The 12451-nt window shown below is 61.1% G+C and carries 12 protein-coding genes; 6 read left to right on the top strand and 6 right to left on the bottom strand.

Translation table 11 applies throughout. The features are described from left to right. Window positions 1-54: 54 nt before the first annotated feature. Window positions 55-1356, top strand: coding sequence for an MFS transporter (locus ORL50_RS07845; protein ID WP_266011860.1), 1302 nt, complete (start codon window positions 55-57; stop codon window positions 1354-1356). Between the two features lie 58 nt (window positions 1357-1414). Here ORL50_RS07845 and ORL50_RS07840 read toward each other — a convergent pair whose 3' ends face one another. Both ORL50_RS07840 and ORL50_RS07835 read right to left on the bottom strand, forming a co-directional pair. Beyond that, window positions 1415-2299, bottom strand: a complete 885-nt coding sequence (locus ORL50_RS07840; RefSeq protein WP_266011858.1) for a DMT family transporter — start codon at window positions 2297-2299, stop codon at window positions 1415-1417. A gap of 141 nt (window positions 2300-2440) precedes the next feature. Further along, a complete protein-coding gene (locus ORL50_RS07835) occupies window positions 2441-3220 on the bottom strand; it encodes an IclR family transcriptional regulator (RefSeq protein WP_266011856.1) in 780 nt (259 codons plus the stop codon). 181 nt (window positions 3221-3401) lie between these two features. On the opposite strand from ORL50_RS07835, the gene ypfJ (ORL50_RS07830) reads away from it, so the two are divergent. The 3 genes from ypfJ (ORL50_RS07830) (at window position 3402) to ORL50_RS07820 (ending at window position 6246) form a co-directional block, all read left to right on the top strand. Then, the gene (ypfJ, locus tag ORL50_RS07830) at window positions 3402-4244 is read left to right on the top strand and encodes a KPN_02809 family neutral zinc metallopeptidase (protein WP_266011854.1); all 843 of its coding nucleotides are present in this window, start codon (window positions 3402-3404) and stop codon (window positions 4242-4244) included. Between the two features lie 151 nt (window positions 4245-4395). Then, window positions 4396-5286, top strand: a complete 891-nt coding sequence (gene ypfJ / locus ORL50_RS07825; protein ID WP_266011851.1) for a KPN_02809 family neutral zinc metallopeptidase — start codon at window positions 4396-4398, stop codon at window positions 5284-5286. Continuing rightward, on the top strand, window positions 5287-6246 hold the full coding sequence (locus tag ORL50_RS07820) for an alpha/beta hydrolase (protein WP_266011849.1): 960 nt from the start codon (window positions 5287-5289) through the stop codon (window positions 6244-6246). Window positions 6247-6285: 39 nt separating this feature from the next. Here the strand turns inward: ORL50_RS07820 and ORL50_RS07815 are convergent, their stop codons facing one another. The 3 genes from ORL50_RS07815 to ORL50_RS07805 all read right to left on the bottom strand — a co-directional run bounded on the left by ORL50_RS07815 (window position 6286) and on the right by ORL50_RS07805 (window position 8421). Beyond that, a complete protein-coding gene (locus ORL50_RS07815; RefSeq protein ID WP_266011847.1) occupies window positions 6286-6879 on the bottom strand; it encodes an HAD family hydrolase in 594 nt (197 codons plus the stop codon). Then, window positions 6876-7745: an acyl-CoA thioesterase II gene (gene tesB / locus ORL50_RS07810; RefSeq protein ID WP_266011845.1), complete on the bottom strand. Its 870-nt coding sequence runs from the start codon at window positions 7743-7745 to the stop codon at window positions 6876-6878. Before tesB ends, ORL50_RS07815 begins: the two co-directional genes overlap by 4 nt. A 106-nt stretch (window positions 7746-7851) precedes the next feature. Next, complete coding sequence (locus ORL50_RS07805; RefSeq protein WP_266011843.1) at window positions 7852-8421, bottom strand: GNAT family N-acetyltransferase; 570 nt, start codon at window positions 8419-8421, stop codon at window positions 7852-7854. Window positions 8422-8505: 84 nt separating this feature from the next. Here ORL50_RS07805 and ORL50_RS07800 point away from each other — a divergent pair, with 84 nt between their 5' ends. Next, complete coding sequence (locus tag ORL50_RS07800; RefSeq protein ID WP_266011841.1) at window positions 8506-9426, top strand: histone deacetylase family protein; 921 nt, start codon at window positions 8506-8508, stop codon at window positions 9424-9426. A gap of 281 nt (window positions 9427-9707) precedes the next feature. After that, window positions 9708-10949 (top strand): TIGR03862 family flavoprotein, encoded by a 1242-nt coding sequence (locus ORL50_RS07795; protein WP_266012554.1) that lies wholly within the window; start codon window positions 9708-9710, stop codon window positions 10947-10949. Between the two features lie 123 nt (window positions 10950-11072). On the opposite strand, the gene rhlE1 is transcribed toward ORL50_RS07795, so the two are convergent. Then, entirely contained in the window at window positions 11073-12407 is a 1335-nt protein-coding gene (gene rhlE1, locus ORL50_RS07790) for an RNA helicase RhlE1 (protein WP_266011839.1), read from the bottom strand. Window positions 12408-12451 lie beyond the last annotated feature (44 nt).

The following is a 12451-nucleotide window of genomic DNA, read 5'->3' as shown; positions in this document are numbered from 1 at the left end:
TAATCGGTGGTTTACATGACTCCTTCTCAAAGTTCTTCCGTGGAGCGTTCCTCCATGATTCCTGCCTCCAGCGGTGTTGGCGACAAGATCCGTGGTGCCATGGCCGTCGGCAAGACCCGTTGGGGCATGCTGGCTCTGGTGTTTTTCGCCACCACCCTGAACTACATCGACCGCGCCGCACTCGGCGTCATGCAGCCGATCCTGGCCAAGGAAATGAGCTGGACGGCGATGGATTACGCCAACATCAACTTCTGGTTCCAGGTCGGCTACGCCATCGGATTTGTCCTGCAGGGTCGGTTGATTGATCGGGTGGGCGTGAAGCGCGTGTTCTTCTGCGCTGTCCTGCTGTGGAGCCTGGCGACCGGCGCACACGGCCTGGCGACTTCAGCCGTCGGCTTCATGGTCTGCCGGTTCATTCTCGGGCTGACCGAAGCCGCCAACTATCCGGCCTGCGTCAAGACTACCCGGCTGTGGTTCCCGGCTGGCGAACGTGCGGTAGCCACCGGCATCTTCAATGCCGGCACCAACGTTGGCGCGATGTTCACCCCCATGCTGCTGCCACTGATACTCCACGTATGGGGCTGGCAGGCCGCTTTCCTGTGCATGTCGGCACTGGGCGGCATCTGGTTGCTGTTCTGGGGCTTGAAGTACTTCAACCCGGAAGATCATCCAAGCGTCAAACAATCGGAACTGGACTACATCCAGAAGGAAGTCGAGCCGGAACAATCCCGCGTGCCGTTCGCGAAAATCCTGCGCATGCGCGGCACCTGGGCATTCGCCCTCGCCTATTCGATGACCGCACCCGTGTTCTGGTTCTACCTGTACTGGCTGCCACCGTTCCTCAACCAGCAATACAACCTGGGAATCAACGTGACCCAGATGGGCATCCCGTTGATCATCATCTATGTCACGGCTGACTTCGGCAGCGTCGGTGGCGGGATTCTGTCTTCGTTCCTGATTGGCCGCGGGGTCAACCCGATCAAGGCGCGACTGATGTCCATGTTCCTGTTTGCCTGCTGCATTATCGGCGTGGTCATGGCGGCGGGTTCGAGCAGTCTGTGGATTGCGGTAGCGGCCATCTCCCTGGCGATCGGCGCGCACCAGGCATGGACCGCGAATATCTGGAGCCTGGTGATGGACTACACGCCCAAGAACATGATGAGTACCGTGTTCGGTTTTGGCGGCATGTGCGCCGCAATTGGCGGGATGTTCATGACCCAGTTGGTCGGCCATATCCTGACCATCACCAACAACAACTACACCGTGCTGTTCACCATGATTCCGGCGATGTACTTCATCGCGCTGATCTGGATGTACTTCATGGCTCCGCGCAAGATCCCCACTGTCACCGACTGATACGCCTTCGCGCAGCAGGCCTGATTCCAGGCCTGCGCTCTCCCCTTTACTTGCCCCTTTACTTGCGACTCTGCTGCCAAACCGCGGCCAGGCCGCTGCAGCAAATTACCGCAATACCGACAATCGTGGTCAGGGTCGGGGTGTGGGAAAACAGCAGCCAGCCCAGCAAACCGGCGAAGACGATCTGGCAATACCCGAAAGGCGCCAGCAGCGCCGGCGCTGCGTAGCGGAACGCCTGGGTCAGGAACAAGTGCGCGGTCATCCCGCACGCCCCTAGCGCGACCATCAGCAAGGCATGCTCCAGGGTCGGTACCTGCCAGAAAAACGGTACCAGCGCGCTCATCACCAGGGTGTTGCACAACCCGGCGAAGAAGTTGCTGGTAGTCGGGCTGTCGATATCGCTGAGTTTGCGGGTCAGCAACTGGTAAAAACAGAAGAACAGGGCCGAACACAACGGCAGCAGCACCGCAGGCGTGAACAGCTCACCGCCGGGGTGAACAATGATCAACACTCCGATGAAACCGCAGATCACCGCGATCCACTGGCCGCGAGTCACGTGCTCGCGCAACAGCGGTACTGACAGTGCCGTGACCAGCACCGGGGCCAGGAAGTTGACTGCGGTGGCTTCAGCCAGGGGGATGTATTGCAGGCCGGTGGTGAAAAACAGGCTGGTGCCGAGCAGGCACAACGCCCTGATCAGCTGGAGCAGCGGTCGTTTGGTGCGCAATACGCGCAAACCCGACTTCGGCAGGAAAATCCCCGCCATCAACAGGGTGTGGACTACGTAACGAGCCCATACCACCATGACGATCGGATAGAAGCCCGAAAGGTATTTTGACAAGGCGTCGTGACTGGAAAACAGAAAGGTCGCGACAACGATCAGCAAAATGCCCTTGAAGGGTTGATTGACACCGGAGAGCGGAGTGCTGATGCGAGACGTCAAGGCGATGCTCTCTGAAAGGAATAACAAGCCAATTGATGAATATTCTAGAACCTAGTTCCATTTTTTCAAACAAGTAGGCCACGAAAGCGTGCGAACAGCGTACAGTTTTTCCGGCTGGGCCATTGCACCCGTGCCAGTCAATCAACCGTTGAAGAATTCCGAGGCTTGGCTGGCAGCCGATAACTCCTCGGTAAACTGCAGCAGCAGTGGCGCCAGTTCATGCAATCGCGCACCGGGTAGTCGAGCACTGGGGCCGGCAATGCTCAGCACGCCTATCACCCGCTCATTCAATGGATGGCGCACCACGGCGGCAATGGCCGAGGTACCCACCGCCGAGCTCTCCTCAACCCAGGCATAACCCTGTTCACGTCCCTGGCGAAGGCGCTCCAGCAGTTCGATGTTGGAGCGCGGCGCATTGGGTCCTGGTGCTGGCAATATGTCGCCGGCCTGACGCTCGACCAGCGCCAACGCTTCGGCATCGGACAGGCTGGCGAGCCACGCATGCCCCGAGGCGGTATAGAACAGTGGCGCATCACGGCCCATGTCAGGGTCGTAACGCAAACCGGAACGGGCGCCCTGGGATTTGGCGATCCAGGTCAGTCGCTCTCCCGAGATAACCCCCAGGCGCACCAGTTCGCCGGTCTCCTCGGCCAGACGATCGAGCACCGGCTGGACGATATCGCCGCCGCTGCGAGACAAATAGCGAAAGCCCATGGCCACCAGCCTGGTCGACAGGTGATAGCGCAGATTGTCCGGATTCTGCCGCACATAACCCAGGCGAATCAGTTCGGCGAGCAGCCGGTGTGTCGCACTTTTGGGAATCCCCAGCTGTTCGGCCAATGCCTGCATCGGGACACCCTGCGGTTCGCCGGTGAGGCTTTCCAGCACGCTGAAAACTCGTTCGATCTGACTGCCGGCCATGAGACGTTCCACGCAAAGGGTTTCAGCGATTCTAAAAGACAATCCCGCGAATGCGAAATCTGGAACCACCCACCACAGCTCACCTTACCTCTGCTCACACATTCGCCCCACACGAATCTGCCAGTAGCGTTATTCATGGCAGAGGCGAGACCCGCCTTCATCAGTTCATTGGAGCCTCATCATGTTATGGAACAAGGCAAGACCCAGCGAGAACGTCAACGACCTAAGGCAGGGCAAGGACGCCCGTCAATCCACAGGGGTAATACTGGGTGCCGGCCTGGCGATATCGCTGGCAGGCGCAGGGTTGTACTCGGTTCTGAGCCCGTCGAGCGACAGCCCGGAACTGCAACCCGGTGTTGAAATGACGACACCCGCAGTGGACACCCCGCTGCTGTTTGTAAAGGCCATCCTGGGCGACACTGAAGATACCTGGAAACAACTCTTCGCCGAAACCGGCCAACTTTATCCCGAACCCACGCTGACCCTGTTCGGCAACGGAGTGAGCTCAGGCTGCGGTTATGTCGGCTCAGGCGGGGGACCGTTCTATTGCCCGGCGAACAAGCAGATCTATCTTGATCCAGGTTTTTTCCAGACCATGGCCGAACGCTATTCGGTGGTGGGTGATTTTGCCCAGGCCTACATCATTGCCCACGAGATCGGCCATCACGTACAGATCGAGTTGGGGCTCTCGCAGCCTTTGGAAGACGCCTTGGCCACTCGGCAAACAATCACCGGTGATAATGGCCTGGAAGTGCGGGGCGAGCTGCAGGCCGACTGCCTCGCGGGGGTCTGGGCACATCATGCGCAGCAACGCCTCAAGTGGCTGGAAACCGGTGATGTAGACGAGGCGCTGAACGCTGCCGGCGCATTTGGCGACGACTATCTGCAACAGGCGCAAAAAGGCGCAATCACCCCCGAGACCTTCAGCCACGGCACGGCGCAGCAGCGTAAACACTGGTTCACTCGTGGCTTCACTGAGGGCAAGGTCGACACCTGCGATACCTTCGGCATCGCCGTTCCGTGATGCACTTTTACCCACGGATTCACTGATCTTCCCTCCCCCGCAGAACCGCCGCGCCATAAGGCTGTCAGACGACCGGACTGGCGCGGCTCCTGCACACCAGCAACACTCATCACCACGCATCTTCATCAGGTTAAGGAAAGAGGGCTCACCCATGCTATGGAAAAAAGGCCGGCGCAGCGACAACGTGGTCGATGCCCGTGGAGATGACGTCGGCGGTGGCGGTGGGATGCGCTTCGGTGGTGGCAAGGGGCTGAGCCTGACGGCGATCATCCTGATTGTCGGCATTGGCTGGATCACCGGCCAGGACCCGATGCAGATCCTCGGGCAATTGACCGGTCAGATGAGCGAGCAGTCGGCGCCCGCCACCAACCAGAGCCGCAAGGCGCCACCGGCCAATGATGAAGGCGCCGAGTTCGTGCGCTCGATCCTCGGTGATACCGAAGACACCTGGGGCCAGATCTTCCAGCAGGCCGGCCGGCAGTATAAGGATCCGACCCTGGTCATGTTCAGCGGCAGGGTCAACTCCGCCTGCGGGATGGCCACCTCGGCCACCGGGCCGTTCTATTGCCCGGCCGACCAGAAGGTCTACCTGGACACCAGCTTCTTCCAGGAAATGTCGCAACGGTTTTCCGCAGCCGGTGACTTTGCCCAGGCCTACGTGATCGCTCACGAAGTGGGTCATCATGTGCAGACCCTGCTCGGCGTATCGGCAAAAATCCAGGCGGCGCGCCAACAAGGTCGGCAGATGGAAGGTGATGGCGGCTTGCTGGTCCGGCAGGAACTGCAGGCCGACTGCCTGGCCGGTGTCTGGGCCCATAACGCACAGCAACGCCTGAACTGGCTCGAACCCGGTGATATCGAAGAAGCCCTGAATGCTGCCAACGCCATTGGCGATGATCGCCTGCAACAGCGCGGCCAGGGCCGCGTGGTCCCGGACTCGTTTACCCATGGCACATCGGCGCAGCGGGTACGCTGGTTCAAGACCGGGTTCGCCCAGGGCCAGATCAGCCAGTGCGACACCTTCGCCGCGAAAAGTCTGTAGATGAGCAAGTGGTGGCTGGTCCTGCTGCTGATCTGCGCCAGCACCCAGGCTGCCGATCATGGTGTCGAGGTAATCAGCCCCGGTCGCCTGTTGTTGAAGGAAGGCGAGATGGCCGTCGGTATCGGCTCGGCCCCGGCGACAATCGAACGGGTGCTGATCATCATCCACGGTCGCTTGCGCAACGCCGAAACCTACCGCGAAACCGCCGAACGCGCGGCCGAGCTGGCAGGACAGGCATCGACCACGCTGGTGATCGCCCCGCAGTTTCTGAATGAAACAGACCTCGCACAGCATCCATTGCCCGACTCGGTGCTGCGCTGGCAGGGCAATGAATGGATGGCCGGGGGATTATCCACTGCGCCTTTTGCCCTGAGTTCGTATGGCGCACTGGACCAGATCATCGGCCGCTTTGCTGACCGTCAGCAGTTTCCCGCGCTGAAGGAAGTGGTGATCGCCGGACACTCTGGCGGCGCACAGGTGGTGCAGCGTTATGCGCTGCTCAGTCACGATCAGCCTGAACTCGAAGCCGCCGGCGTGCGGGTGCGCTTTGTGATTGCCAACCCCTCTTCCTACGCCTATTTCGATGAGCGCCGGCCGGTGGCGTTCAACCACGCAGCCTGTGCGGACTTCAATCGCTGGAAATATGGATTGGCGGATTTACCGGCGTATGCAGACGGTCAGACAGCTACGGCGCTGGAGGCCGGCTACGTCAAACGGGAGGTGGTTTACCTGCTGGGCCAGCAGGATACCGATCCGAACCATCCCGCCCTGGATAAAAGCTGCGAAGCGAGAGCCCAAGGTGCAAATCGGTTGGCCCGCGGGCGCAATTATTTCGAGTATCTCAAGCGCGACCATCCCCAGGGTCTGAATCAGCAACTGATCGAGGTGCCTGGGGTTGGGCATGATGGGGACGGGATGTTTAACGCACCTGAGGGACGCAGGGCGCTCTTTGGTCAATAGGCCAATCCGTGGGAGCAAGGCTTGCCCGCTATGGGGCCTTCAAGCCGAAAGCATTTGGCGCAACGCCACACAATCCGCCGCATGCCAATCGGTCAGCTCCGGCCACGGGTTATCCGGCAAATTTACCAACACTGTTTGCGTCCCGGCGGCTCTCCCGCAATCCAGGTCAAATCGGTAATCCCCGACCATCACCATCTCGCTCGTCGGCACTTGCCAGGCGTCTGCCAGCTTCAGCAAGCCACCTGGATGAGGTTTGGGCGGTGCTTCGTCGCGTCCCAGCACATCCTCGACCGCAAAGCAGTCCGCCAGGCCGATCGCCTCCAGTGTCACATGCGCCAGTTCACGGGCATTGCGCGTCAGGATGCCCAGGCGATAACCGCGCCCGGCGAGTTCGCGCACCAGTTCAACCGCCCCCGGTGCCGGCTTTGAGCCCAGCGCCAGGTCGCGTTCGTGCTCCAGCAACCACGCATGCTTGGCGGCGGCTTCCGGTGCCGGCAGTGCCGCGAGATGAGTCAGGATGTCGTCCTCGGCGGGGATCGCCAACGCCACGCGAATAGCCGCGAAGTCATGCACGGCCACTGTCAGGGTGCCGTCCATATCGAACACCCAGTGCCGCACCGCCGCCAGGCTCATGCCCAGTCCTTGCGATGGCGGATCAAGCCTTCCTGGGTAACCGAAGCCACCAGTTGCCCGGCGCGATTGAACACGCTGCCACGAGTGAACCCCCGGGAGTTACCCGCCCACGGGCTGTCCATCGCGTACAGCAGCCAGTCGTCGGCACGCAGGTCGGCGTGGAACCACAGCGCGTGATCAAGACTGGCGACCTGCATGTCCTGATGCCACACCGACTTGCCATGAGGCTGCATCGAAGTGGTCAACAAACCAAAATCCGACGCGTAGGCGAGCAGATATTTATGCAGCGCCGGCGTGTCGGCCAAGGCACCATCAGCGCGAAACCAGACGTATTTGACTGGATCGGAAGCCTGCGGGTTGTAGGGATCGAGCTCAGTGACCGGGCGGAATTCGATCGGCTTTGCGCACAGCAGTTTTTCCCGCATGTGCTCGGGAATCAGATGAGCGCGCTGCTGAGTGAGTTCGAGCTCCGATGGCAGGTTTTCCGGGCCGACCACGACCGGCATTTGTGCCTGGTGCTCGAAGCCCTTTTCGTCGTACTGGAATGACGCACTGCAGGTGAAGATCGGGTTGCCCTTCTGGATCGCCGTGACCCGACGAGTGCTGAAGCTGCCGCCGTCGCGTACTCGATCGACCTGATAGACCACCGGCAACGCGGAGTCGCCCGGGCGCAGGAAATAACCGTGCATCGAGTGCACATGCCGCGCCTCTTCTACGGTCTGACTCGCCGCCGAAAGGGACTGGCCGATCACCTGACCGCCGAACAGCTGGCGAAAACCCAAATCCTGGCTACGGCCGCGAAACAGGTTTTCTTCAATCGATTCCAGGGTCAACAGGTCGACCAGATCATCCAACACTTGGCTCATTCAGACTCTCCTCACACAACACAATGCCGCGCAGTCTTGGCTGCAACGAGCAATTCAGTTTCTGGCCAGCGCCATCATGGGAGCCATTGTAAACGTCCGCGCCGGCTTAGCCATGCAGGGTTTGCAGCCATTGTTCACGGCTGATTCGATATAACACTTGGTGCCGCAGCGGATCCCCGGCGGCGAGCTTGGGGTGATCGAAGTCATCGGCTGAATCATGGTGCATTCCGATGGCCTGCATGACTTTCTCCGACGGCAGATTGGCTTGCGCGGTAAACGCCACTACTTCGTTCAGCCCAAGGCGATCAAAGCCGCAGCGCAGAGCGGTCCAGGCCGCTTCACTGGCATAACCCAGCCCCCAATGTTCACGGGCCAGGCGCCAGCCGATTTCCACCGCCGGGGTAAAAGGCGCGTCGAAACTCACCACGCTCAGCCCGGTAAAACCGATAAACGCTCCGGTATCCTTGCGCTCCAGCGCCCACAGGCCAAACCCGTGCTCGGCGAAGTGGCCGCGAATGCGCCCGATCAGCGAAGCGCTTTCCAGGCGGCTCAACGGCGCTGGAAAATACCGCATGACCTGCGGATCGGCGCACATGGCGGCAAACTCAGGCAAATCCGCGTCGCTCCATTGTCGCAACAACAGTCGCGCGCTCTCGAGTTCCAGTATCGGCTCCATCGTGCTCCCCCTTTCCATGTCGCAAGTCTAGATCGCTGGTAGGATCCCTGATTCTTTCCTGCGTTCCTTCCAGATAAAACTGCCATGCCGCTGCCGCTGATCTACCACGACGACTACAGTCCCGACTTCCCGGCGGAGCACCGCTTCCCCATGGACAAGTTCCGCCTGCTGCGCGATCACTTGGTGGATAGCGGTCTGACGCGAGACGCCGACCTGTTGCGCCCGCAACTGTGCCCGGCGGAGATTCTCGCCCTGGCACATGACCCTGGGTATATCGAGCGCTACATGGGCGGCGAGTTGTCCCGCGAAGACCAGCGCCGCCTCGGCCTGCCCTGGAGCGAAGCCCTGGCTCGACGCACCGTGCGGGCGGTCGGCGGTTCGTTGCTGGCGGCGGAGCAGGCACTGGAACACGGCCTTGCCTGCCACCTGGCAGGCGGCACCCACCATGCGCATTACGATTATCCAGCCGGGTTCTGCATTTTCAACGACCTGGCGGTCATCAGTCGTTATCTGCTGGAAAGCGGTCGGGTGAATCGAATACTGATCTTCGACTGCGACGTGCACCAAGGCGACGGTACTGCTCGAATCCTGCACAACACCCCGGACGCCGTGACTGTTTCCCTGCACTGCGAAAAGAATTTTCCTGCACGCAAAGCCGAAAGTGACTGGGACATTCCATTGCCAATGGGCATGGGCGACTCCGCATACCTGAAGGTCGTGGACGATGCGCTCAACTACCTGTTGCCGCTCTACCAGCCGGACCTGGTGCTGTATGACGCCGGGGTCGATGTGCACAAGGACGACGCCCTCGGCTATCTCAAGCTGACCGATGAAGGCGTCGCCGCCCGAGACGAGAGCGTAATGCGCCACTGCCTGGGCCGGGACATTCCTGTGGTCGGGGTGATTGGTGGTGGCTACAGCAAAGACCGCAAGGCCCTGGCGCGGCGCCATGGGATCTTGCATCACAGCGCCCAGCGGGTCTGGCAGTCATCAGGGTGTCACTGAGTTGTGAGCCTTTACCCACAATGCCTGTGGAACTGCCTGTGGATAACCTGAGTGAAAGGCCCTGCAGCCCATACAGGCTGTAGCCTGCAAAGCACTGGTTGTTTTTTGATCAGCTTTCAAGCCCAGCCAGCCCCCCCTGTAGGAGTGAGCCTGCTCGCGATAGCCGTCTAACTGTCACCTTGAATTTGACTGGAGAATTGCAATCGCGAGCAGGCTCACTCCTACAGGGGATGCAGGCTGGTAGAATGCCCGGCTTCAATCCGCCAGCCGCAGCGCAATCCATGACCCAGTCCGCCACCGCCCTCCCCCCACAAGTCACCGTCATCGGTGGCGGCCCCGCCGGCCTGATGGCCGCTGAAGTGTTGGGCCGGGCCGGGATCAAGGTCGACCTGTACGACGGCATGCCATCAGTGGGGCGCAAATTCCTGCTGGCGGGGGTTGGGGGCATGAACATCACCCATTCCGAAGCCTATCCGGCCTTCCTTGCGCGCTACGCAGAACGCGCCCCGCAGATCGCGCCACTGCTGCGCGCTTTTGGCGCCGACGCGCTGTGCCAGTGGATTCATGACCTGGGCATCGAAACCTTTGTCGGCAGTTCCGGCCGCGTGTTCCCCACCGACATGAAAGCCGCCCCGCTGCTGCGTGCCTGGCTCAAGCGCCTGCGCGAGGCTGGCGTAGTTATCCACACCCGCCACCGCTGGCTTGGCTGGACTGCTGATGGCGCATTGCGCATTGCCAGTCCCGACGGCGAAACAACCATCAGGCCTGACGCCACACTGCTGGCCCTGGGCGGTGGCAGTTGGTCGCGGCTCGGCTCAGATGGCGCCTGGATGTTGCCCCTTGAGCAGTGCGGAGTACAACTGGCGCCGTTGCAACCGAGCAATTGCGGGTTCGAGGTGCAGGCCTGGAGCGATCTGATGGTGAGTAAGTTCGCCGGTGCACCGCTGAAAAACATCGCCATCGGCCTGAACGACGACGTGCCGCGCCTGGGCGAATGCGTGATCACCGCGACCGGAATTGAAGGCAGCCTGATCTATGCCCTCTCAGCGAGCATTCGCCAGGCCATCAATCAGCACGGAACGGCCACTGTGCATATCGACCTGCTGCCGGGGCGACCTGTGGATAAAGTCCGCGCGGCACTGGATAAACCCCGCGGCTCGCGCTCCATGTCCAAGCATCTGCACTGTCAGCTGGGGATCGATGGAGTGAAAGCGGCGCTGCTGCGAGAGTTGGTTGACGCAGCGGGTTTCGCCGACACTGCGCGACTGGCCCAGGCGATCAAGGCATTGCCGTTGACCCTGGTTAAAACCCGCCCGCTGGACGAGGCCATCAGCAGCGCGGGTGGCGTGCGGTTTGAAGCGATGGATGAGCGGCTGATGCTCAAGCAACTGCCCGGGGTATTTTGCGCGGGTGAGATGCTGGACTGGGAGGCGCCGACGGGCGGCTATCTGCTGACCGCGTGTTTCGCCAGCGGCCGCGCGGCGGGGTTGGGGATGGTGGAGTGGCTGCAGCGCGAGGATTGAATACCGAGGTGCGCCCATCGCGAGCAGGCTCACTCCCACATTCGACCGAGTTCTTTCAGAAAAAACGCGGTCAATGTAGGAGTGAGCCTGCTCGCGATGGCGGCTTGATTAACGCCGCACTCGTTATGGCTTCTTCTTGCGCGGCCCGGTGTTAAACACCGGCACCTTGCGCACAGGCTTGATCGAAGGCTCCGGCGCCGATGCTTCGCCGCTCTCGACCCACTTGCCCAGATTGCGTTTGCCGCCGCCGGAAGTCTTTGGCTTCTTCGGTTTTTTCGGCTTCTTCACCACCTGGCCGCTGGCGTCGGTGTCCGGTACCCGATGCTCAGGCTCGAAATCATGTTCGATCTGCCGAGGCAGCGTCTGGCGCGTCAACGTCTCGATGGCCGAGAGCAAATTCACTTCATCGGCGCACACCAGGGAAATTGCCTGCCCCGTCGCACCCGCACGGCCAGTACGCCCGATGCGGTGAATGTAGTCCTCAGCCACGATTGGCAGGTCGAAGTTGACTACCAGCGGCAGGTCTTCGATGTCCAGGCCACGGGCCGCCACGTCGGTGGCGACCAGGATCTGCACTTCGCTGGCCTTGAACCGGTCCAGCGCACGCTGGCGAGTCGCTTGCGGTTTGTCGCCGTGGATACCATCGGCATTGACGCCCAGGCCCTGGAGTTTTTCCACCAGCGCGTCCACGCCATTACGGGTCTTGGCAAACACCAGCACCTGTTTCCACTTGCCCTTGCGCAGCAAATGAATGAACAGCTCGGCTTTGCGCTTTTTGTCGACCGTCACCACCCACTGCTTGACCGTGTTGGCGGCCACGTTGCGCGGGCTGACTTCGATGCTCAGCGGGTCGTTGAGCATTTGCCCGGCCAGGGTGCGGATCGCGTCCGAAAAAGTCGCGGAGAACAGCAGAGTCTGGCGCTTCTTGGGTAACGCTTTATAGATATTGCCCAGCTCCTCGGAGAATCCGAGGTCGAGCATGCGATCCGCCTCGTCCAGCACCAGGGTTTGCAGCTGGTTGAACTTGAGCGCGTTCTGGCGGAACAGGTCAAGCAAACGACCTGGAGTCGCGACCAGCAGGTCCACGCCTTTGCGCAGCTTCATCATCTGCGGGTTGATGCTGACGCCGCCGTACACGGCATAAGTGCTCAACGGCAGGTTTTCGGCGTACTGGCGCACGGCCTCGTGAACCTGCTCCGCCAGCTCGCGGGTCGGCACCAGGATCAGCGCGCGTACCGAGTTGGCGGTGACTTTCGGCCCTTCCATGGCGAGCAGTTGCAGGAGCGGCAAGGCGAAACCGGCAGTTTTACCAGTGCCGGTCTGGGCTGCAGCCATCAGGTCGCGACCAGCCAGCACCGCCGGAATGGCTTGCGCCTGAACCGGCGTCGGGGTCTGGTAGCCGAGCGTCTCAAGAGAGCGCAGCAAGGGTTCGATCAGGCCAAGGGTGGCGAAAGTCATGGGATTACCGTAGGAAAATTCAGCGCGGTTGTGCAAAACGAGTG

It is taken from the genome of Pseudomonas sp. RIT-562, assembly GCF_026241895.1.
GTDB lineage: Bacteria > Pseudomonadota > Gammaproteobacteria > Pseudomonadales > Pseudomonadaceae > Aquipseudomonas > Aquipseudomonas mandelii_F.
Note: the sequence above shows the minus strand (reverse complement) of the source record. Positions and strands in the feature narration are given on the sequence as shown.